The organism is Pseudomonas sp. BS-2016 (genome assembly GCF_001806145.1).
GTDB classification, from domain to species: Bacteria; Pseudomonadota; Gammaproteobacteria; order Pseudomonadales; family Pseudomonadaceae; genus Aquipseudomonas; species Aquipseudomonas lundensis.
The window spans coordinates 146,006-166,185 of record NZ_MLCT01000032.1 but is presented as its reverse complement, the minus strand read 5'-3'; the positions used below and the strand labels follow the sequence as shown (position 1 = coordinate 166,185).

The 20,180-nt window shown below is 60.3% G+C and carries 21 protein-coding genes; 3 read left to right on the top strand and 18 right to left on the bottom strand.

The genetic code is table 11. From position 1 onward, the window contains the following. Positions 1-12 precede the first annotated feature (12 nt). Complete coding sequence (recR, locus tag BKD70_RS17090) at positions 13-615, top strand: recombination mediator RecR (RefSeq protein ID WP_047275252.1); 603 nt, start codon at positions 13-15, stop codon at positions 613-615. Between the two features lie 44 nt (positions 616-659). On the opposite strand, the gene BKD70_RS17085 is transcribed toward recR, so the two are convergent. Next, on the bottom strand, positions 660-1,205 hold the full coding sequence (locus tag BKD70_RS17085; protein WP_047275250.1) for an adenine phosphoribosyltransferase: 546 nt from the start codon (positions 1,203-1,205) through the stop codon (positions 660-662). A gap of 47 nt (positions 1,206-1,252) precedes the next feature. After that, positions 1,253-1,987 (bottom strand): fumarate/nitrate reduction transcriptional regulator Fnr, encoded by a 735-nt coding sequence (gene fnr / locus BKD70_RS17080; protein ID WP_047275248.1) that lies wholly within the window; start codon positions 1,985-1,987, stop codon positions 1,253-1,255. Between the two features lie 187 nt (positions 1,988-2,174). Between fnr and BKD70_RS17075 the strand changes: the two genes are divergently transcribed. Next, a complete protein-coding gene (locus BKD70_RS17075) occupies positions 2,175-2,615 on the top strand; it encodes a hypothetical protein (RefSeq protein ID WP_047275380.1) in 441 nt (146 codons plus the stop codon). Here the strand turns inward: BKD70_RS17075 and hemN are convergent. The 14 genes from hemN to ccoN (BKD70_RS17005) form a co-directional block, all read right to left on the bottom strand. After that, entirely contained in the window at positions 2,608-3,990 is a 1,383-nt protein-coding gene (gene hemN, locus BKD70_RS17070) for an oxygen-independent coproporphyrinogen III oxidase (protein WP_047275245.1), read from the bottom strand. The genes BKD70_RS17075 and hemN overlap by 8 nt on opposite strands. Before the next feature lie 137 nt (positions 3,991-4,127). After that, a complete protein-coding gene (locus BKD70_RS17065; RefSeq protein ID WP_047275243.1) occupies positions 4,128-4,811 on the bottom strand; it encodes a sulfite exporter TauE/SafE family protein in 684 nt (227 codons plus the stop codon). After that, positions 4,804-5,034 carry a cbb3-type cytochrome oxidase assembly protein CcoS gene (gene ccoS / locus BKD70_RS17060; RefSeq protein ID WP_047275241.1) on the bottom strand — a complete coding sequence of 77 codons (231 nt, stop codon included), beginning with the start codon at positions 5,032-5,034 and terminating at the stop codon, positions 4,804-4,806. The genes BKD70_RS17065 and ccoS overlap by 8 nt, the downstream gene beginning before the upstream one ends. A gap of 20 nt (positions 5,035-5,054) precedes the next feature. Further along, complete coding sequence (locus tag BKD70_RS17055; protein WP_047275239.1) at positions 5,055-7,505, bottom strand: heavy metal translocating P-type ATPase; 2,451 nt, start codon at positions 7,503-7,505, stop codon at positions 5,055-5,057. Positions 7,506-7,609: 104 nt separating this feature from the next. Continuing rightward, complete coding sequence (locus BKD70_RS17050) at positions 7,610-8,155, bottom strand: FixH family protein (protein ID WP_047275237.1); 546 nt, start codon at positions 8,153-8,155, stop codon at positions 7,610-7,612. A gap of 12 nt (positions 8,156-8,167) precedes the next feature. Next, positions 8,168-9,583, bottom strand: coding sequence for a cytochrome c oxidase accessory protein CcoG (gene ccoG / locus BKD70_RS17045; protein ID WP_047275235.1), 1,416 nt, complete (start codon positions 9,581-9,583; stop codon positions 8,168-8,170). Positions 9,584-9,912: 329 nt separating this feature from the next. After that, positions 9,913-10,890 (bottom strand): cytochrome-c oxidase, cbb3-type subunit III, encoded by a 978-nt coding sequence (gene ccoP / locus BKD70_RS17040; protein WP_047275233.1) that lies wholly within the window; start codon positions 10,888-10,890, stop codon positions 9,913-9,915. Next, positions 10,887-11,078, bottom strand: coding sequence for a cbb3-type cytochrome c oxidase subunit 3 (locus BKD70_RS17035; protein WP_080960189.1), 192 nt, complete (start codon positions 11,076-11,078; stop codon positions 10,887-10,889). The genes ccoP (BKD70_RS17040) and BKD70_RS17035 overlap by 4 nt, the downstream gene beginning before the upstream one ends. A 5-nt stretch (positions 11,079-11,083) precedes the next feature. Continuing rightward, on the bottom strand, positions 11,084-11,692 hold the full coding sequence (gene ccoO / locus BKD70_RS17030; protein WP_047275230.1) for a cytochrome-c oxidase, cbb3-type subunit II: 609 nt from the start codon (positions 11,690-11,692) through the stop codon (positions 11,084-11,086). Next, positions 11,692-13,134, bottom strand: a complete 1,443-nt coding sequence (gene ccoN, locus BKD70_RS17025) for a cytochrome-c oxidase, cbb3-type subunit I (RefSeq protein WP_047275228.1) — start codon at positions 13,132-13,134, stop codon at positions 11,692-11,694. The genes ccoO (BKD70_RS17030) and ccoN (BKD70_RS17025) overlap by 1 nt, the downstream gene beginning before the upstream one ends. Before the next feature lie 480 nt (positions 13,135-13,614). After that, positions 13,615-14,553: a cytochrome-c oxidase, cbb3-type subunit III gene (ccoP, locus tag BKD70_RS17020; RefSeq protein WP_047275226.1), complete on the bottom strand. Its 939-nt coding sequence runs from the start codon at positions 14,551-14,553 to the stop codon at positions 13,615-13,617. After that, positions 14,550-14,741 (bottom strand): cbb3-type cytochrome c oxidase subunit 3, encoded by a 192-nt coding sequence (locus BKD70_RS17015; RefSeq protein ID WP_080960194.1) that lies wholly within the window; start codon positions 14,739-14,741, stop codon positions 14,550-14,552. The genes ccoP (BKD70_RS17020) and BKD70_RS17015 overlap by 4 nt, the downstream gene beginning before the upstream one ends. A 15-nt stretch (positions 14,742-14,756) precedes the next feature. Further along, positions 14,757-15,365 (bottom strand): cytochrome-c oxidase, cbb3-type subunit II, encoded by a 609-nt coding sequence (gene ccoO / locus BKD70_RS17010; protein WP_047275222.1) that lies wholly within the window; start codon positions 15,363-15,365, stop codon positions 14,757-14,759. Between the two features lie 10 nt (positions 15,366-15,375). Then, positions 15,376-16,800 (bottom strand): cytochrome-c oxidase, cbb3-type subunit I, encoded by a 1,425-nt coding sequence (gene ccoN, locus BKD70_RS17005; RefSeq protein WP_047275220.1) that lies wholly within the window; start codon positions 16,798-16,800, stop codon positions 15,376-15,378. A 73-nt stretch (positions 16,801-16,873) separates the two neighbouring features. On the opposite strand from ccoN (BKD70_RS17005), the gene BKD70_RS17000 reads away from it, so the two are divergent. Beyond that, positions 16,874-17,557 (top strand): alpha/beta family hydrolase, encoded by a 684-nt coding sequence (locus tag BKD70_RS17000; RefSeq protein ID WP_047275218.1) that lies wholly within the window; start codon positions 16,874-16,876, stop codon positions 17,555-17,557. A gap of 50 nt (positions 17,558-17,607) precedes the next feature. On the opposite strand, the gene BKD70_RS16995 is transcribed toward BKD70_RS17000, so the two are convergent. Both BKD70_RS16995 and BKD70_RS16990 read right to left on the bottom strand, forming a co-directional pair. Then, positions 17,608-19,173 carry a PAS domain-containing methyl-accepting chemotaxis protein gene (locus BKD70_RS16995; protein ID WP_047275216.1) on the bottom strand — a complete coding sequence of 522 codons (1,566 nt, stop codon included), beginning with the start codon at positions 19,171-19,173 and terminating at the stop codon, positions 17,608-17,610. 114 nt (positions 19,174-19,287) lie between these two features. Then, on the bottom strand, positions 19,288-20,079 hold the full coding sequence (locus BKD70_RS16990) for a CPBP family intramembrane glutamic endopeptidase (protein WP_047275215.1): 792 nt from the start codon (positions 20,077-20,079) through the stop codon (positions 19,288-19,290). Positions 20,080-20,180 lie beyond the last annotated feature (101 nt).

The following is a 20,180-nucleotide window of genomic DNA, read 5'->3' as shown; positions in this document are numbered from 1 at the left end:
GGACTTTTCCCTATGAGCTTTAGCCCCCTGATTCGCCAACTGATTGATGCCTTGCGCACTTTGCCGGGCGTGGGTCAAAAGACCGCGCAGCGTATGGCCCTGCAGTTGCTGGAGCGTGACCGCAGTGGTGGCTCGCGTCTGGCGCTGGCGTTGAGTCAGGCGATGGAAGGGGTAGGGCATTGCCGGTTGTGCCGCACCCTGACCGAAGACGATCTGTGCCCGCAGTGCGCGGACCTGCGTCGCGATGACACCCTGCTGTGTGTGGTGGAAGGCCCGATGGACGTCTATGCCGTGGAGCAAACGGGGTATCGCGGGCGCTATTTCGTGCTCAAGGGGCATTTATCGCCGCTGGATGGCCTGGGGCCAGAGGCGATTGGCATTCCGCAACTGATGGCGCGCATTGAATCGCAAGGCACCTTTACCGAGGTCATCCTGGCCACCAACCCGACCGTCGAAGGCGAGGCCACCGCGCATTACATTGCGCAGCTGCTGCACAGCAAAGGTTTGATCGCGTCACGCATCGCCCACGGCGTGCCGTTGGGTGGCGAGCTTGAGTTGGTGGATGGCGGAACGCTGGCGCATTCGTTCGCCGGACGCAAACCCATCGCATTGTGAGACCCATCGCCCTTGCTGGCGAACGTGACAGCAAGGGCGACGCTTTATTCGGTCAGCGAAAACTCAGTCAGGCTAAAGGTCGAAATGCCGATGTCATTCAGGCGCTTTGAGCCGCCCAGTTCAGGCAGGTCGATGATGGCCGCCGCTTCAAAGACCGTTGCCCCCATGCGCCGTGCCAGATTGGCCGCCGCAATCAGCGTGCCGCCTGTGGCAATCAGGTCATCCACGATCAGCAACGAATCCCCTTCGCACAGGCTGTCAGCGTGCGCCTCCAAAAACGCTTCGCCGTATTCGGTCTGATAGCCTTCAGCGATCACGTCCGCCGGCAGTTTGCCTTGCTTGCGAAACAGGATCAGGGGCTTGTTGAGCTGGTGAGCCAGTACTGATCCGATCAAAAACCCGCGTGCATCCATGGCGCCGATGTGGGTGAAGTCGGCTTCGACGTAGCGTTCGATAAACGAATCGGCAATCACGCGCATGGCGCGAGGGGACTGGTACAGCGGGGTAATGTCGCGAAAAATCACGCCCGGCTTGGGGAAGTCAATGACCGGGCGGATCAGCGATTTTAGGCAGAAGTCGTTCAAGACCATGGTGTGGGTGTGTCCTGGCGTGCGTAAAGCGCGCCAGTATAGCGGCTTTAGCCTTCCAAAGACCCGCCTGCCAGTGCGCACAGCTTGATCGGGTCAAGGATGTTGACTTCCTTGCCTTCCGCGATCAGAAAATGGTCGTTCTGCAAGCGCGTGAACACCCGCGAGACCGTTTCAACGGCCAGGCCCAGGTAGTTGCCGATTTCATTGCGCGACATGCTGAGGCGGAACTGGTTGGCCGAGAAACCGCGGGCCCGGAAGCGGGCAGACAGGTTGACCAGGAACGTGGCAATACGCTCGTCAGCGGTCTTTTTCGACAGCAGCAGCATCATTTGTTGGTCGTCGCGGATTTCGCGGCTCATCACGCGCATCAACTGGCGACGCAGTTGCGGCAATTGCAGGGCCAGCTCGTCCAGGCGTTCAAACGGGATTTCGCACACCGACGTGGTTTCCAGCGCCTGTGCTGACACCGGGTAGGATTCTGTGTCCATGCCGGAGAGGCCGACCAGTTCGCTGGGCAAATGGAAGCCGGTAATTTGCTCTTCGCCGCTGTCACTCAGGCTGAAGGTCTTGAGCGCGCCAGAACGGACTGCGTACACCGAACCAAACGTATCGCCCTGGCGAAACAGGAACTCCCCTTTTTTCAGGGGGCGGCCTCGCTTGACGATCTCATCCAGCGCGTCCATATCTTCCAGATTCAATGAAAGTGGTAAACACAGAGGCGCCAGACTGCAGTCCTTGCAGTGTGCCTGGTTATGAGCGCGCAGTTTTACTGGCTCGGACATTTCTTTAATCCTTGTGGGAAAACACACATAAGTTACAAGGGTAACTCAGCAAGGGAATCCAGACCAGTGCGCCTTCTCTGGGCGGAACGCTCAAGAAATGTAGGATTTGGCCGATAAACGGGTATCGCAGATAAACGGAGCAGGGAAGATGTCGTCGATGGGAGGGGTAACCCTGGGGCAAAGTGGGATGTTGCACATCCCGGCGCCTGTGCAGAACACGCAGGGTCAGAAAACAGCCGACAAAGACGCGAAACTTGACGTGGACGCCACGACTCCCGCTGAAGGCGTGTCGGTCACCATTTCGGGCGCTGCCCTGAAAGCCGCCGGTGCGCAGAAAGCTGACAACAGCGACATTGAAGACAGCGGTTTGCCCGACAATATTCAGAAACTGCTGAAGATGATTCGCGACGTCAAAAAGCAGATCGCCGAGAAGCAGCAGCAACTGCAGCAAGTGTTGACCAACAGCAGCCTGAGCCCGGAGCAGGCCAAGGCTCAAGCGTCGGCGTTACAGGGTGAAATTTCCAGCCTGACGGCCAGTCTGATCACGCTGAACGCGAGCCTGGCCAAGGCCATGAAAGACATGAGCAGCGACGACGCGCTCAAGGCCGCTTCGTTAGCCGCTAAATAACCCGCGAATAGCGTTGGCGGTTTTGTTGCTCCAGGTACGCATCAAACACCATGCACACCGAGCGCACCAATAACCGCCCCGCCGGCAGAACGGTCAACTTGTCACTGTCCAGTGCGATCAGGCCGTCTTGCGCCATTGCTTCCAGTGCGGGCCACTGGGCTGCGAAATACCCCCTGAAGTCGATGTTGAACGCCTGCTCGATGCGCGCAAACGGCAGGTGCAGGTTGCAGATGATTTGCTGAATCACTTCGCGGCGGATCCGGTCATCCTGATTGCAGATCAGCCCGCGGCTGGTGGCCAGTTGGGCGCTGGCCAACGTGGTCTGGTACTGCGCCAGATCGCTGTTGTTCTGGCAGTACAAATCGCCGATCTGGCTGATGGCCGACACACCGAGCCCGATCAGGTCGCAATGACCGTGGGTGGTGTAGCCCTGGAAATTGCGTTGCAGCGTGGCTTCTTCCTGGGCAATGGCCAGTTCGTCATCCGGCAGGGCGAAGTGGTCCATGCCGATGTAGCGGTAACCGGCTTTGGTCAGTTGCTCGATGGTGTTTTGCAGCATCTGCAGCTTGTCGGCAGGGGACGGCAAATCACTGGCATTGATCCGGCGCTGTGGCATGAAGCGCTCAGGCAAGTGCGCGTAATTGAACACCGACAAACGATCCGGCTGCAGATTAATCACTTCGTCGACCGTGCGCGCAAATGCCTCGGGCGTCTGTTTCGGTAGCCCGTAGATCAGGTCGATATTGATCGAGCGAAATTGCAGGGTGCGCGCCGCGTCAATCACCGCGCGGGTTTCTTCCAGGCTTTGCAAGCGGTTCACGGCCCGTTGTACCTGCGGGTCGAGGTCTTGCAGGCCGATGCTGACCCGATTGAACCCCAGCTCGCGCAACAGCCCCATGGTCGACCAGTCGGCTTCGCGCGGGTCGATCTCGATGCCGTAGTCGCCGGAGTCATCGTCCAGCAGGTTGAAATGCTGGCGCAGCTTGGCCATTAACTGGCGAAGCTCGTCATGGCTGAGGAACGTCGGCGTGCCACCGCCAAAGTGCAACTGCTCGACCTTTTGATGGGGGTCGAGGTGGCAGGCGATCTGCTGGATTTCCTGCTCCAGGCGTTGCAAATAGGGCTGTGCGCGACCCCGGTCCTTGGTCACCACTTTGTTGCAGGCGCAGTAATAGCAAATGTTGGCGCAGAACGGCACGTGCACATACAACGACAGAGGACGCAACGCCTTGCGGCTTTCTCGCAACGCATGCAACAGGTCAAACGGGCTGACCTGGCTGTTGAACTGCATGGCTGTGGGATACGAGGTATAGCGCGGTCCGGCCATGTCGTAACGGCGAATTAAATCTGAGTCCCAACGAATGGCGTCGAGCATGCGGGCATTCCCCCGGGATGGCTGGCAATGCTCGGCAGTCTAGGGGGTGGGTCACTGTTGCATCTTGATTTGCATCAAGAGCTGTGGTTGCAGCTTTGTAGCAGCCTGACACCGCACGGGGCGGCACGCTGCTCGACTCAATGCCCCATTAACCAATGCTGGTGCGGGCCGGGCAGGGTCCAGATGCCGAACAGGATCACCAGTACGCCGCCTGTCATGCGCACGCTGCGCTTGCGCAGCAGGGCCGTGACACGCTCGGCCGCCAGCCCCGTGGCCAGCAACACGGGCCACGTGCCAAGGCCAAACGCCAGCATCAACAGTGCGCTGTCGGTCGCGCTGCCCTGGCTGGCTGACCAGATCAGGGTGCTGTACACCAGCCCGCACGGCAGCCAGCCCCAGAGTGCGCCCAGCAGCAAAGCGCGCGGCAGGCTCGATACCGGCAGCAGTCGCGTCGCAATCGGCTGGATATGACGCCACAGGCCGCGCCCCAGGCTTTCAATGCGCGTCAGACCGCTCCACCAGCCCGCCAGGTACAAGCCCATGCAAATCAGTAGCACGCCCGCGAGGATGCGCATGAAAAGCGCCGCCGGGCTATTGGCCACGGCCCAGCCTGCGAGGCCGAGCAATAAACCGGCTGCGGCATAGCTGAGGATTCGACCGAGGTTGTAGGCCAGCAGCAACCTGAAGCGTCGGCTGCGTTGTTCTTTCGGAATCGCCAGAGTCAGGGCGCCCATCAACCCCCCGCACATGCCCAGGCAATGGCCACCGCCCAACAGGCCGAGGATGACGGCTGAAACCAGCAGCGGCGCCAATTCAAGCATGGGGCGGCGCTGTTTGATCGTCGTCTTTGGGCGCGTCCGGGTGCAGGCCTTTGGCCTCGTCGACGGCGGCGGTGTGCTGCGGGTCTTGGTCGTCAAACAGAATGCTGTGGGCCGGGCTGTCCAGGTCGTCGTACTGGCCGCTGTCCACCGCCCAAAAGAAGATGTAAATGGCGACCCCGACAATCAGCAAGGCCGCGGGAATCATGACGTAAAGCGCTGGCATAAGAACTCCGGACGGCCGTTTCAGGCCGGCATCGGCTGAGGATCGAGGGTAGGTTGAAGGCTGGCGGGCTTCGGCATGCGCGTCAGGCGCAAAGCGTTCAACACCACGATCAGTGAACTGATGGACATGCCCACGGCGGCCCACACGGGAGTGATCCAGCCCAGCGCCGCAAAGGGCAGCATCAGGCCGTTGTACAGGCCTGCCCACAACAGGTTTTCGATGATAACCCGACGTGTGCGCCGGGCAAGGCCAAAGGCTTGCACCAATGCCTCGAGCCGATTGGACAGCAGCACGGCATCGGCGCTGGTTTTCGCCAGGTCAGTGGCCGATCCCATGGCCACGCTGATGTCGGCAGCGGCCAGCACCGGCACGTCGTTGACCCCGTCACCGAGCATCAACACGGTGCGGCCCTGGGCATGCAACTGCTGCAACACGTGAAGTTTGTCGTCGGGGCGCAGGCCGCCGCGCGCTTCATCAATCCCCAGCTCGGCCGCCACACTGTCGACCATCGGGGAGGTGTCGCCCGACAGCAGCAGCGTGCGCCAGCCCCGGGCCTTGCAGGCCGCCAGGAGCGCCGGGGCGTCGGCGCGCAAGCGGTCATCGAGGACAAACCAGGCCAGCGGCCCCTGAGCGTCGCCCAGCAGCAGCCATTGGCCAGGCTCCTGCGGCATGTCCGGCACGGCCGTCCCGCTCAGTTCACAGACAAACCCCGGCTGGCCGATGCGCAAGCGCTGCGCACCCACGCGCCCTTCGAGACCCAGGCCGGGCGTGCTGTGCACTTCTTCTGCGGCGTGGGGCGCGCGACCGAACGCGCGGGCAATCGGGTGCTCGGAGCGATTTTCCAGCGCAGCGGCCAGCCCCAGGCAGTGGTCGCTGTCCAGGTCACGCAGGGGGCGAATGGCCCGCAGCGCCAGACGGCCTTCGGTCAAGGTGCCGGTTTTGTCGAAAATCACGGTGTCGATCTGGTTCAAGCCTTCGATCACGTGCCCGCGTGTCAGCAGCAGGCCCAGCTTATGCAACGTGCCGGTGGCCGCCGTGAGCGCGGTGGGGGTCGCCAGCGAGAGGGCGCACGGGCAGGTTGCTACCAGCATCGCCAGCACAATCCAGAACGCGCGGGACGGGTCCAGTTGCCACCACACCACGCCGATGGCGGCCGCCGCAAGCAACGAGAACAGCAAAAACCATTGCGCGGCCTTGTCGGCTATTTCCGCCAGGCGCGGTTTTTCGCTTTGGGCGCGGTCGAGCAGGCGCACGATGGCCGACAGGCGCGTGTCCTGGCCCAGAGCCAGCACTTCAATGGTCAGGGCGCCTTCGACGTTCAGCGTGCCCGCCGTGACCGCGTCGCCGGGGCTGCGGGGCTGTGGCAGGTATTCGCCGGTCAGCAGTGATTCGTCGATGCTGGATTGCCCGTCGAGGATCTTGCCATCGGCGGGCAGGATCGAGCCGGGATGCACCAGTACCTGGTCACCGACCTTGAGTTCGGTCAGCAGAATGCGCTCGCTTTGCCCGTCAGGGCTCAGGCGCAGGCAAGAGGCGGGCAGCAGATTGACCAGCTGCGCGGTGGCGGCGGCGGTGCGCTCCCGGGCACGTCGTTCGAGGTAGCGCCCCGCCAGCAGGAACAGCGCAAACATGCCCACGGCGTCGAAATACAGTTCGCCAATGCCGGTAATGGCAGTCCAGATACCGGCGATGTAAGCACCGCCGATGGCCAGCGACACCGATACGTCCATGGTCAGGTGTCGGGTGCGCACGTCGCGCATGGCGCCTTTGAAAAAGGGCGCGCAGCTGTAAAACACGATCGGGGTGGTCAGAAACAGCGCGACCCAGCGCAGGATGGTGTGCATCTCGGGGCTGAGGTCGATGTTGAATTCGGGCCAGGTGGCCATGGTTGCCATCATTGCCTGAAACCACAGCAACCCGGCGACGCCCAATTGGCGCAGGGCCAGGCGGTTTTCGCTGGCCAGTTGTTCGGTGGCGCGGTCGGCCTGATAGGGGTGGGCGGCATAGCCGATGTGGCGCAGTTCGCTGAGCACTTCGCTCAGCGGCAACTGGCTGTCGGCCCAGCGCACATGCAGGCGGTGATTGGACAGGTTCAGCCGTGCCTCACTCACGGCCGGTAAGCGGCGCAGGTGTTTTTCAATCAGCCAGCCACAGGCCGCGCAACTGATGCCCTCAATCAGCAGGGTGGTTTCAGCCTGCTCGCCTTCATGCCGCACAAACGGTTGTTGCACGTCGGGGCGGTCATACAGGGCCAGTTCTTCGACCAACTGCACCGGCAGCGCTTCAGGGTTGGCGGAGGCTTCGCTGCGGTGCTGGTAATAGCTTTCCAGCCCGCCGGCGACGATGGCTTCGGCTACGGCCTGACAGCCGGGGCAGCAGAACTCGCGGGTTTCCTCGAGAACGACCGCAGTGAAGCGACTGCCGGGCGGAACGGGCAGGGCGCAGTGATAGCAGGGTACGGGAGTGGTCATGGCAGTCTGTCGCGAGGCTGTGCGCTGAACATACATCATTGCCCGCGAGGCCAGCGTGGCAGGGTTCGCGTTTCCCTGTCACGGCGACCTTGCGGGCAACGTTGTTACTGTTTGGAGTGGACTTCAGCGCCTTGCAGGGGCTCGTCACCCAGCAACAGGTCTTTGTCGTGACCGACTTCTTCTTCTTCCTCAAACAGGCGCCAGGTCTTGCCATCTTCAACGCCCAGCAGCTCGACGAAACGGCGCCCTTCAACCTTGTCATCCAGCTGGCCGATGTAACGGCGCGGCTCCGATTCACTCTGTGTCAGCGGCACCTTGCGGTCCTTTTCGGGCTGGGTCGGGGAAATCAGGTTCAGTTCAATCGTTTTCGGGTGGCTGCTGCCGTCGAGCAGCAGCACCACTTCACCTGTCATGCCATCCAGGTGCAACGTCGCCTTGAGGTTGAGCTGCTGACCCAGCAGTTCGCGGTCGAGCGAACGGTTGATGCCTTTGCCAGCCTCGTAGTAGTTGTCATTGACCAGATGATCGGGGTTGTTCACGGCGATGGTGACCATCGACAGCGTGAGCGTCACCGAGCAGGCCAGGATGGCAATGATGATCCACGGCCACAGGTGTTTGTACCAAGGGCTGTAGGGTTTTGGTGCTGGCATGGCAAGGCTCTCTTATCTGATTTGGGGGCCGATGAAGCGGCTCTTGGCTTTTACGTTGATGTCGCTGTTGTCCGCGTCCTTGAGAATGAAATACACCTCGTTGGTACTGGACGGCAGTGCTTCTGGGGCAATCGACAACTCGACCGGCATGCTGACGATATCGCCCGCCGCGACCTTGATCTCGCGCCTGCCTTGCAGTTTCAGGTCCGGCAGACCCGTGGCATCGAGCACGTAGGTGTGGTCGTGCTGGTCCTTGTTCATGATCTTCAGGCTGTAGACGTTTTCGATCCGGCCTTCAGCGTTTTCGCGGTACAGCACGCGGTCTTTGCTGACATCGAACCCGACCAGGCTGCGGGTAAAGAAGGCAGCAGCCAGCAGGCCCATCATCGTCAGCAGCACCAGCGCATAACCGATCAGGCGAGGGCGCAGCTTATGGGTTTTTTGCCCGGACAAGTTGTGCTCGGTGGTGTAGCTGATGAGGCCGCGCGGGTAGTTCATCTTGTCCATGATGCTGTCGCAGGCGTCGATGCAGGCCGCACAGCCGATGCATTCGATCTGCAGGCCGTCACGGATGTCGATCCCGGTCGGGCACACCTGCACGCACATGGTGCAGTCAATGCAGTCGCCCAGGCCTTGAGCCTTGTAGTCCGCGTCCTTTTTACGCGGGCCACGGACTTCACCGCGACGCGGGTCGTAGGAAACAATCAGCGTGTCTTTGTCGAACATCACGCTCTGGAAGCGCGCATACGGGCACATGTAAATGCACACTTGTTCGCGCAGCCACCCGGCGTTGCCGTAGGTGGCGAGGGTGAAGAAACCGACCCAGAAATACGCCCAGCCATCGGCCTGACCGGTGAAGAAATCGATCACCAGTTCGCGAATGGGGGAGAAGTAGCCGACAAAGGTCATGCCAGTGACAAAGCCGATCAGCAGCCACAGGCTGTGCTTGCTGAGCTTGCGCACGAACTTGTTGGCGCTCATCGGCGCTTTGTCGAGTTTGATGCGCTGGTTGCGGTCACCTTCAGTGACTTTTTCGCACCACATGAAGACCCAGGTCCACACGCTCTGCGGGCAGGTATAGCCACACCACACACGCCCGGCGTACACGGTAATGAAGAACAGGCCGAAGGCGGCGACGATCAGCAAGCCCGACAGCAGGATGAAATCCTGTGGCCAGAAGGTGGCGCCAAAAATGAAGAATTTACGTTCCGGAAGGTTCCACCAGACAGCCTGGTGGCCGCCCCAGTTGAGCCAGACAGTGCCGAAGTACAGCAAAAACAGCACAGCCCCCCCGACCATTCGTAAATTGCGGAACAAACCGGTGAATGCGCGGGTGTAGATTTTTTCCCGGGCAGCATAGAGGTTGACGCTTTCAGGTGCCTTCTTGGCAGGTGGCGTTACATCGTGTACTGGAATCTGATTGCTCATTAGTGCGTCCCACGGCAGTGGAAAAATGCCGCGACCAGTGCGTGCCGGCCGCAGTCAGAAGGTGTTGCAGTGGCGCAATGATACGCCTGTGACTCTAGCTCAAGGGTGCGACCTTTGGTCGCGTTCCGAAAAAACAGAACTTGGTATAGCAGTTGTAACAAGTCATGACACAGATCAATTGACTTCAGTGCCTGCCTACAGGCCGGAAAACCCCGCAGCGTGCTTGGCCAGAGCGGTTTCGTTGGGTGACGTGCCGTTTCTGAGGACGTAAAAAAGCCCCGCCAACACAGGGTGGCGGGGCTCTTTGTCAACGCGGTCAAACCACTGGGTTATTCAGCGGCCTTGGCGTCTTCACCGTGGGACAGGCTGTACACGTAAGCGGCCAGCAAGTGAACCTTGTCGTTCCCTTGCAGATCCGCTTGAGCAGGCATCTGACCCTGACGGCCGTAACGGATGGTCTGCTGCAGTTGAGCGAAGCTCGAACCGTAAATGAACGCGCCCGGGTGAGTCAGGTTGGGTGCGCCCATCAGCGGGTTGCCTTTACCTTCTGGGCCGTGACACACGGCGCAGTTGGTGGCGTACAGCTCTTTGCCTTTGGCCGGATCAGCCTTGGCGCCTTCTGGCAGCTTGCGTCCGTCCAGTTGGGTCAGCACGTAAGCGGCTACGTCGCTTACGCCCTGCTCGCCGATCACGTCTGCCCAAGCCGGCATCATCGCGTGGCGGCCGTCCATGATGGTGGCCTTGATCTCTTGCGGGCTACCACCCCAGCGCCAGTCGGCGTCGGTCAGGTTAGGGAAGCCGTACGCGCCCTTGGCGTCGGAGCCGTGGCACACCGAGCAGTTGGACGCAAACAAACGGCCGCCCATTTTCAGTGCTTGCGGATCTTTAGCGACTTCTTCAATGGGCATGGCAGCGAATTTGGCGAAGATCGGACCAAACTTGGCGTCCGACTTGGCCATTTCCTTTTCCCATTCGTGAACCCCGGTCCAGCCCGTCTGGCCATTGGCAAACGGCGTTTCCTTTTGTAGGTCGAGGTACTGGTAGCCCGGCAGCAGGCCTTTCCAGTTACCCAGGCCCGGGTACAACACCAGGTAGCCCAAGGCAAAAATCACGGTGCCCACAAACAGCATGAACCACCATTTCGGCATCGGGTTGTCGTACTCTTCAATCCCGTCGTAAGAGTGCCCAACTGTCTCGTCAGTCTGTTCGCTGCGTTGCCCCTTGCGGGTGGCCAGCAACAACCAGGTCAAGGCGAAGATGGTACCCAGAGTGAGGACTGTAACGTACAGACTCCAGAACGTAGTCATTCTTTGTTACTCCTAGAAGCTTGCTCTTGCTCGACGTGCTTGATGGCTTCGGGATCATCCTTGAACGGCAACAGGGTTGCGTCTTCAAACTCCGACTTGCGCCGCGGGCTGAATACCCACAGCGCCAAACCGATAAAAGCCACCATCACGACGACAGTGCCCAGGCCACGAATCATCCCGATATCCATCTAGATCACCGTTTGCTTTTGATGATAGTGCCCAAGCCCTGGAGGTAAGCCACCAGTGCGTCCATTTCGGTTTTGCCCTTCACTGCATCCTTGGCACCGGCGATGTCTTCGTCGGTGTAAGGGACGCCGAGCGTGCGCAAGACTTCCATTTTTTTCGCGGTGTCCTTGCCGTCCAGCTTGCGTTCCACGAGGAACGGATACGCGGGCATGACCGATTCAGGCACCACGTTGCGCGGGTTGTACAAGTGCGCACGCTGCCAGTCATCGGAGTAACGGCCGCCGACGCGGGCCAGGTCCGGACCGGTACGCTTGGAACCCCACAGGAACGGGTGATCCCAGACGCTTTCACCGGCGACCGAGTAGTGGCCGTAACGTTCGGTTTCAGCACGGAACGGGCGGATCATTTGCGAGTGGCACTGAACACAACCGTTGGCGATGTAGATGTCGCGGCCTTCGAGTTCAAGTGCCGAGCGCGGCTTCATGCCTTCGACGGGCGTGTTGGTCACGTCCTGGAAGAACAGCGGAACGATTTGGGTCAAACCACCAATGCTCACGGCGATGACCATGAAGAAGGCCATCAGGCCGATGTTCTTCTCGACTGTTTCGTGCTTCATCAGTGGGCTCCAACGACAGCGATCTTGGTGGCTGCTTCAGCTTCTACCGGGTTCGAGGCGCGTACCGTGCGGAACACGTTGTACGCCATGAACAGCATGCCGCTGGCGAAGAAAGCACCGCCGATGGCGCGAACGATAAAGCCCGGGTGGCTGGCCTGCAGCGCTTCGACGAACGAGTACGTGAGGGTGCCGTCGTCGTTGATGGCGCGCCACATCAGGCCCTGGGTGATGCCGTTGACCCACATCGAGGCGATGTACAACACCGTACCGATAGTGGCCAGCCAGAAGTGGGTGTTGATCAGGCTGGTGCTGAACATGGCCTTTTGCCCGTAGAGGCGCGGGATCATGTGGTACAGGGCGCCGATCGAAATCATGGCCACCCAGCCCAGAGCGCCGGCGTGAACGTGGCCGATGGTCCAGTCAGTGTAGTGCGACAGCGAGTTGACGGTCTTGATGGCCATCATCGGACCTTCAAAGGTCGACATGCCGTAGAACGCCAGCGAAACCACCAAAAAGCGCAGGATCGGGTCGGTGCGCAGCTTATGCCAAGCGCCCGACAGGGTCATCATGCCGTTAATCATGCCGCCCCAGCTGGGTGCCAGCAGGATGATCGACATGGCCATGCCCAGCGACTGAGCCCAGTCCGGCAGTGCGGTGTAGTGCAAGTGGTGCGGACCGGCCCAGATGTACAGGGTGATCAGTGCCCAGAAGTGCACGATCGACAGGCGGTACGAGTAGATCGGACGCTCGGCCTGCTTGGGAACGAAGTAATACATCATCCCCAGGAAGCCTGTGGTCAGGAAGAAACCCACGGCGTTGTGGCCATACCACCACTGGATCATGGCGTCGGTCGCACCGGCATAGGCCGAGTAGGACTTGAAGAACGTCACGGGCAGAGAAGCGTGGTTCACGATGTGCAGCATGGCCGTCACGATGATGAATGCACCGTAGAACCAGTTACCCACGTAGATATGCTTGGTTTTGCGCTTGGTAATGGTCCCGAAGAACACAATGCCGTAGACCACCCAAACGATGGCCAGCAGGATAGCCAAAGGCCATTCCAGCTCTGCGTATTCTTTAGTCGTGGTGTAACCCAGCGGCAACGTGATCAGGGCGCCGACGATCACCGCTTGCCAACCCCAGAAGGTGAAGGAGGCGAGGGTATCGGAGATCAGGCGCGTCTGGCAGGTGCGCTGCACGACGTAATAAGAGGTGGCGAACAATGCACAACCACCGAAGGCGAAAATCACCAGGTTGGTGTGCAAGGGACGCAGACGGCCGAAGGTCGTCCACTCAAGGCCAAGGTTTAATTCAGGCCACACAAGTTGTGAAGCGATGAAAACCCCGAGCCCCATGCCAAGGATCCCCCAGACCACCGTCATGATGGCGAACTGGCGGACTACCTTATAGTTATAAGCAGTCGGACTGATTGCTGTGCTCATTCTAAGGTTCCACGGTTTAGGTGTTTTATTAGGAGTAAAAATCGGGCGCAAGTATGTATAAAGCGTAGGGTTATTGCAACGCAGCATGACCTCGGTCAATGCTTTCCAACGCTGATTCTGCGCCCTTTCCACACGTATCGTAGGGATAAAATCCGCCACGAAAATCAACCGCATGGAGCACGCAGGCGAAGGGGGGTGAGACGGACAAAACCGGGCGGGAATAAGGCACGGCGACATCATGGCGAAGACCGCAATCGACGATAGCCGGTATAAACCCAACCGTGTGGCCGGAAACACTGCCCTTCAACTGACCGATTTTTTTCGCTTGACCTGAACCCGGCGCACGCCGAATCACAGAATTAAGAGCTTAGTCCTGAATGGCGAGAGAGCAATGAAGGACGGCTGAGAGGTGCGACACTTGGTCGCGCTTTGAGGCGGGAACTGCCGCACCAAAATGATGCGGCAGGAAATGTCCGGAAATTATTCCGCTGATTTTTCCTCTTGCTTACCGTGGGACAAGCTGAACACGTAGGCCGCCAGCAGTTGCACCTTGTCGTTGCCCAACAATTCGTTCTGCGCCGGCATGTGACCTTGACGGCCGTGACGGATGGTTTGCTGCAACTGCGCCAGGCTGGTGCCATAGATGAAGGCAGCCGGTTGGGTCAGGTCAGGCGCACCCATGATCGGTGTCCCTTTGCCGGTTGCCCCGTGGCACGCCACACACGTGGTGTCGAACGCTTGCTTGCCTGCGGCCAGATCCACCGTGGTGCCTTGCGGCAACGGCAGGCCTGCCAGGTCATGACGCACATAAGCCGCTACGTTTTTGACCCCGTCTTCGCCCAACACTTCGCCCCAGGCCGGCATGGCAGCCATACGGCCACCCATGATGGTGGTCTTGATGGTGTCGGCATCGCCGCCCCAACGCCATGAGTTGTCGGCCAGGTTAGGGAAGCCGAACGCGCCTTTGGCATCCGAACCGTGGCATACCGAGCAGTTGGAGGCGAACAGGCGACCGCCCATTTTCAGGGCTTGCGGGTCCTGAGCGACTTGCTCCACAGGCATGGCGGCGTACTTGGCGAAAATCGGGCCGAACTTGGCATCGGCCTTGTCCATTTCCTTTTGCCATTCGTTGACGCCGGTCCAGCCGTTTTCATAACCCGGCAGCAGGCCTTTCCAGTTGCCCAGGCCGGGGTAGAGGATCAGGTAGCCGACGCCAAACACCAGCGTGCCGACAAACAACATGAACCACCATTGCGGTAGCGGGTTGTCGTATTCCTCGATGCCGTCAAAGGCATGGCCCATGGTCTCGACGGTTTCGCCCTTGGTTTCACCCTTGCGCGTACCGACCAACAGCCAGGTCAGGCCAATCAACGTGCCGATGGTCAGCACGCTGATATAGATACTCCAGAAGGTGGTCATGCTTTGTTACTCCTAGACGCTTGTTCTTGCTCGACGTGTTTGATGGCTTGCGGATCGTCCTTGAATGGCAGCAAGGTCGCGTCTTCGAATTCCGACTTGCGACGCGGGCTGAACACCCACAACGCCAGGCCGATAAAGGCCACTGCCACCACGACAGTGCCCAGGCCGCGAATCATTCCACTACTCATCTCGAAGACCATGGCTCACCTCTTGCTCTTGATCGCAGTGCCGAGGCCCTGCAGGTAAGCCACCAAGGCGTCCATTTCCGTCTTGCCCTTGACCGCATCCTTGGCACCGGCGATGTCTTCGTCGGTGTACGGCACGCCCATCATGCGCATCACTTCCAGTTTCTTTTGGGTATGGCTGTCATCGACCGGCGTGGCCACCAGCCATGGGTAGGCAGGCATCTTCGACTCGGGCACGACGTTGCGCGGGTTGTACAAGTGCGCACGGTGCCAGTCATCGGAGTACCGGGCGCCGACGCGGGCCAGGTCCGGGCCGGTACGCTTGGAACCCCACAGGAACGGGTGATCCCAGACGCTTTCACCGGCGACCGAGTAGTGACCGTAACGTTCGGTCTCGGCACGGAACGGACGAATCATCTGCGAGTGGCACTGAACGCAGCCTTCGCGGATGTAGATGTCCCGGCCTTCCAGTTGCAACGCGGTGTAAGGCTTCATGCCTTCCACCGGGGTGTTGGTCACGTCTTCAAAAAACAGCGGCACGATCTGCGTCAGGCCGCCGACACTCACACACAGAATCATCAGCAACAGCATCAGGCCAATGTTCTTCTCTACGACTTCATGTTTCATCACGAACTCCTCAGGCCATCTGCGCGGCGGCTACGACTTCAGCGGGCTCGGCGTTACGCACGGTGCGCCAAGTGTTGTAAGCCATCAGCAACATGCCACTGAGGAAGATCGCACCACCGATCAGGCGGACGACAAACCCAGGGTGGCTGGCCACCAGTGTTTCGACGAAGGAGTAGGTCAGCGTGCCGTCTTCGTTGACGGCGCGCCACATCAGGCCTTGCGCGATGCCGTTGACCCACATCGAGGCGATGTACAACACGGTGCCGATGGTTGCCAGCCAGAAGTGGGCATTGATCAGGCCCAGGCTGTACATCTGCGGGCGACCGAAGATTTTCGGGATCATGTGGTAGAGCGCGCCAATCGAGATCATGGCCACCCAGCCCAGAGCGCCGGCGTGTACGTGGCCGATGGTCCAGTCGGTGTAGTGGGAGAGGGCGTTGACGGTCTTGATTGCCATCATCGGGCCTTCGAAGGTCGACATGCCGTAGAACGCCAGCGACACGACCAAAAAGCGCAGGATCGGGTCGCTGCGCAACTTATGCCACGCCCCCGACAGGGTCATCATGCCGTTGATCATGCCGCCCCAGCTTGGCGCCAGCAGAATCAGCGACATCACCATGCCCAGCGACTGTGCCCAGTCCGGCAGCGCGGTGTAGTGCAAGTGGTGCGGACCGGCCCAGATGTACAGGGTGATCAGCGCCCAGAAGTGCACGATGGACAAACGATAGGAATAGATCGGACGTTCGGCCTGTTTCGGCACGAAGTAGTACATCATCCCCAGGAAGCCCGCTGTCAGGAAAAAGCCTACAGCGTTATGCCCGTACCACCACTGCACCATGGCGTCAGTGGCACCACCGTAGAGGGAGTAGGACTTGGTGAAGCTGACCGGGATTTCCAGGTTGTTCACGATGTGCAAAATCGCCACGGTCACGATAAACGCGCCGAAGAACCAGTTGCCCACGTAGATGTGCTTGGTCTTGCGCTTCATGATCGTGCCGAAGAACACGATGGCGTACGCGACCCAGACAATGGTGATCAGGATGTCGATCGGCCATTCCAGCTCGGCGTATTCCTTGGAGCTGGTAAAGCCCAGCGGCAGGCTGATTGCCGCCAGCAAAATCACCAACTGCCAACCCCAGAAGGTAAACGCGGCGATTTTAGGCGCGAACAAGGTCGCCTGGCAGGTGCGTTGCACCGAATAGAACGACGATGCGAACAGTGCGCATCCGCCGAAGGCGAAGATCACAGCATTGGTGTGCAGTGGGCGCAGGCGCCCGAAACTTGTCCAAGGCAAATTGAAGTTAAGTTCTGGCCAGACCAACTGCGCGGCGAGAAAAACGCCGAGCCCCATACCGACGATGCCCCAAACCACCGTCATAATGGCAAATTGGCGGACCACCTTGTAGTTGTAGGCGGTACTTGTAGAAGTGTTCATGGTTCCCCATCCACGGATCAGGTGCGTGCAAACGCGCGCCTGGAGTTATAGGCAGACTAAAAGCGAGGCAAGCATGGGGGTAGCGGGTGATGTCGGTATTGACGGGGATCAATGGGCGCAGTGCGTGCAGCAACGCGGCTGGCTCTGGAATGGCGCTGTACAAGGCGCCGGTTGGACCTTGATCCTGGCCCATGGTGCAGGCGCGCCGATGGACAGTCAGTGGATGGCTGAAATGGCTGAACGCCTTGCCGTTCGCGGGGTTAACGTACTTCGCTTCGAGTTCCCGTACATGGCGCAACGCAGGCGCGATGGTGGCAAAAGGCCTCCCAATCCGCAGCCGGTGTTACTCGAATGTTGGCGTGAGGTATTTAGTGAGGTGCGACGGCATGTCGCTGGGCCAATTGCCATCGGTGGCAAGTCCATGGGCGGGCGCATGGCCAGCCTGCTGGCAGATGAGTTGGGCGCGGATGCGCTCGTGTGCCTGGGCTACCCGTTTTATGCGGCTGGCAAACCGGAAAAACCACGGGTGGCGCACCTGGCGCACGTCAAGACGCCGACCCTGATCGTGCAGGGCGAACGCGATGCGTTGGGCAACCGTGAAGCGGTAGAGGCGTATACGTTGTCACCGGCGATTGAGGTGCACTGGTTAGTGGCCGGTGACCATGACTTGAAGCCGCTTAAAGCATCGGGCTATAGCCATGCACAGCATCTGGAGGCTGCGGCAGACAGGATTGTGAGCGGGTTGAAGCCCGCCTAGTCGCGGCCGGGCAGCACGAGGCTGCGTTCGGCGGCGACACGGTATCGGCTTTAGCGGTTAAACCGCTCCACCAGCGAGTACTGCACGTTCACGGTCTGGGTCAGTTCTTCGCTCAATTGCGCCGAGCGCTGGGCCTGATCGGAGGTCTGGTCAGCCAGGTCAGCGATGGTGCTGATGTTGCGGCTGATTTCTTCTGCGACCGAGCTTTGCTCTTCGGTGGCGGCGGCAATTTGCGTGGTCATGTCGGTGATGTTGGCCACCGCTTCACTGATCCCCACCAGCGCCTGATCGGCTTCCAGGACCCGTGCCACGCCTTCTTCGGCCTGACGATGCCCGGCGTCCATGGTTTGCACGGCGCTGGCTGCCGTCTGTTGCAGCTTGGCAATCAGGCTGTGGATCTGGCCGGTCGAGGTGCTGGTGCGTTGCGCCAGTTGGCGCACTTCATCCGCCACCACGGCAAAGCCACGGCCCATTTCCCCGGCGCGGGCCGCTTCAATAGCGGCATTGAGGGCCAGCAGGTTGGTCTGGTCGGCAATGCCTTTGATCACGTCGACCACGCCGCCGATTTCATCGCTGTCCTTGGCTAGCTGGGTAACGGTCGCGCCGGTTTCACCGACCACCACCGACAGGCGCTCGATGGCTTCGCGGGTTTCCCCGGCGATGTCGCGGCCGCGACTGGTCAGGCGATTGGCTTCCTGGGTGGCGTCCGCGGTGCGTTGCACGTGGCTGGCCACTTCTTGCGTGGTGGCCGCCATCTGGTTTACGGCGGTGGCCACTTGCTCGGTTTCCAGGCGCTGGCGCTCAAGCCCGCTGGAGCTTTGATGCGCCAGGGCGTCGGACTGACGGGCCTGGTCGCTCAAGTGCTCGGCGGTGTCCTGCAAGCGCGTCAGGCAGGTTTTCAGGCGGGCTTCCTGGCTGAGAATGGACATCTCCAGTCGCGCCTGCGGGCCACGGCTGTCGGTGTACATCTGTGCAATCAGCGGGTCAGACGTGGTCTGTTCCGCCAGGCGCAGCAAGCGTTTGATCCCGCGTTGCTGCCAGGTCAGGCCCAGCAGGCCCAGCGGAATGGACAACAATGCCGCCAGTGCAAACCCCCAACTGGAGGTGAGCAGGGCGCCAATCATGAAGCTCAACTGGCTGACCAGAATGAACGGCAGCCAGTCCTGCACCACCGGCAGCCACTTGTCGCGCTGCGGAATTGCAGGCTTGCCGCGGTTGATCCGCGAATACAGGGCTTCGGCGCGACGAATTTGTTCGGCGGTCGGTTTGACCCGCACCGACTCGTACCCCACCACACGCTCGTTTTCAAACACCGGCGTGACATAGGCATTGACCCAATAATGGTCGCCGGTCTTGCAGCGGTTTTTAACGATGCCCATCCACGGCAGGCCCTTTTTCAGGGTGGTCCACATGTGGTCAAAGACCGCTGGCGGCACATCGGGATGGCGCACGAGGTTGTGCGGCGCGCGCATCAGCTCATCACGCGAGAAGCCGCTGATCTCGACAAAGGCGTCGTTGCAATACGTGATCACACCTTTGGCATCGGTCGTGGAAATCAACCGTTGCTGAGCGGGGAATGTGCGTTCGCGTTGTGTGATGGGCTGGTTATTACGCATGTCGTTTCAATCCGCAAGGCTTTGAAAGGGTGTCGGCGCCGGGTGGGATTTGTTTAATTTATATTTCAGTCAACGGGCGCCATTGAAGGCGCCGCGCAGGCCGCGATTCGGTGCTCAGGGCATCAGCATCGGGTAGGTAAAAAAAACAAAGTGCAGCACGTTGAGTCCCAAATGGGTGGCAATCGCTGCCCCCAGGCCGCCAAAACGGTAGGCCAGACCATAGCCGAGCCCTGCGATTCCCGCCAACAGCATCCATTGCCAGCCTGCGGCAAAATGCGCCAGGCCAAACAACAGCGAGGCGATCACCAGCGCGAGGGTCTGGCCATAGGGCAGCTGTTTGAACCAGCGGCTCAGTCCGCCTTGCACATAGCCGCGAAACAGCGCTTCTTCGACCAGGGTCACCAGCAGCAGGTTGTTCAATAGCCACAGCCAACCCTGCGCTGGCCATTTCGGTGCCCAGGCGATCATGCCCAGCAGTAAGGCGCCGCCCAGCGCACCCATTGCCGCCAGCGCCAGCCCCATCAAGGTCGCGCCCAGCGTGGCACGCCAGTTGAAGCGCGTGGCAATCCACGGGCACACCAGCAGCAACCAGAACCCGATCAGCGGTTTGTCCAGGTTCAGGTACATCGAGAAGGGCACCGCATCGGCGGTCAGCCGTTCGGGGGCGATGGCGCGGCCGTTGTGAAAACCCGGCAGCCAGTGCAGGGCCAGCGCCAGGGCCAGCAGCACAAACAGGCCGTGCCCGGCATAGCGCAGGTATGGAGTACGGGTTTGTAACACCGCGAGCCCGCTGATGATGAGCAATGACAAGGCGGTGATGACTTGCAGGCTTAATTGGCCGTAGCTCAGGGCCAGGCCGTAGCCCAAGGTTAAGAGGGCCAGATAAGGCCAAGGCAGTGCACGCATGAAAATCCCTTGAGTGATCGTTAAAAAAAACGCCCCGAAGGGCGTTCGGGGCGCGTCAGTATAACGATCAGGCTTTTACGGATTTATCAATAAACGTCGTA

What these genes read in the sequence shown, in the direction of transcription:
- hemN (WP_047275245.1), bottom strand. Translation starts at nt 3,990, where the DNA reads ATGCTCGACGCCATTCGTTGGGACTCAGATTTAATTCGCCGTTACGAC.
- ccoG (WP_047275235.1), bottom strand. Translation starts at nt 9,583, where the DNA reads ATGAGCAATCAGATTCCAGTACACGATGTAACGCCACCTGCCAAGAAG.
- ccoP (WP_047275226.1), bottom strand. Translation starts at nt 14,553, where the DNA reads ATGACCACCTTCTGGAGTATCTATATCAGCGTGCTGACCATCGGCACG.
- recR (WP_047275252.1), top strand. Translation starts at nt 13, where the DNA reads ATGAGCTTTAGCCCCCTGATTCGCCAACTGATTGATGCCTTGCGCACT.
- BKD70_RS17065 (WP_047275243.1), bottom strand. Translation starts at nt 4,811, where the DNA reads ATGCTTGAATTGGCGCCGCTGCTGGTTTCAGCCGTCATCCTCGGCCTG.
- BKD70_RS16995 (WP_047275216.1), bottom strand. Translation starts at nt 19,173, where the DNA reads ATGCGTAATAACCAGCCCATCACACAACGCGAACGCACATTCCCCGCT.
- ccoO (WP_047275222.1), bottom strand. Translation starts at nt 15,365, where the DNA reads ATGAAACATGAAGTCGTAGAGAAGAACATTGGCCTGATGCTGTTGCTG.
- BKD70_RS17000 (WP_047275218.1), top strand. Translation starts at nt 16,874, where the DNA reads ATGGGGGTAGCGGGTGATGTCGGTATTGACGGGGATCAATGGGCGCAG.
- BKD70_RS17035 (WP_080960189.1), bottom strand. Translation starts at nt 11,078, where the DNA reads ATGGATATCGGGATGATTCGTGGCCTGGGCACTGTCGTCGTGATGGTG.
- BKD70_RS17075 (WP_047275380.1), top strand. Translation starts at nt 2,175, where the DNA reads ATGTTGCACATCCCGGCGCCTGTGCAGAACACGCAGGGTCAGAAAACA.
- ccoN (WP_047275220.1), bottom strand. Translation starts at nt 16,800, where the DNA reads ATGAACACTTCTACAAGTACCGCCTACAACTACAAGGTGGTCCGCCAA.
- fnr (WP_047275248.1), bottom strand. Translation starts at nt 1,987, where the DNA reads ATGTCCGAGCCAGTAAAACTGCGCGCTCATAACCAGGCACACTGCAAG.
- ccoS (WP_047275241.1), bottom strand. Translation starts at nt 5,034, where the DNA reads ATGCCAGCGCTTTACGTCATGATTCCCGCGGCCTTGCTGATTGTCGGG.
- ccoP (WP_047275233.1), bottom strand. Translation starts at nt 10,890, where the DNA reads ATGACTACGTTCTGGAGTCTGTACGTTACAGTCCTCACTCTGGGTACC.
- BKD70_RS17085 (WP_047275250.1), bottom strand. Translation starts at nt 1,205, where the DNA reads ATGGTCTTGAACGACTTCTGCCTAAAATCGCTGATCCGCCCGGTCATT.
- ccoO (WP_047275230.1), bottom strand. Translation starts at nt 11,692, where the DNA reads ATGAAGCACGAAACAGTCGAGAAGAACATCGGCCTGATGGCCTTCTTC.
- BKD70_RS17015 (WP_080960194.1), bottom strand. Translation starts at nt 14,741, where the DNA reads ATGAGTAGTGGAATGATTCGCGGCCTGGGCACTGTCGTGGTGGCAGTG.
- BKD70_RS17050 (WP_047275237.1), bottom strand. Translation starts at nt 8,155, where the DNA reads ATGCCAGCACCAAAACCCTACAGCCCTTGGTACAAACACCTGTGGCCG.
- BKD70_RS17055 (WP_047275239.1), bottom strand. Translation starts at nt 7,505, where the DNA reads ATGACCACTCCCGTACCCTGCTATCACTGCGCCCTGCCCGTTCCGCCC.
- ccoN (WP_047275228.1), bottom strand. Translation starts at nt 13,134, where the DNA reads ATGAGCACAGCAATCAGTCCGACTGCTTATAACTATAAGGTAGTCCGC.
- BKD70_RS16990 (WP_047275215.1), bottom strand. Translation starts at nt 20,079, where the DNA reads ATGCGTGCACTGCCTTGGCCTTATCTGGCCCTCTTAACCTTGGGCTAC.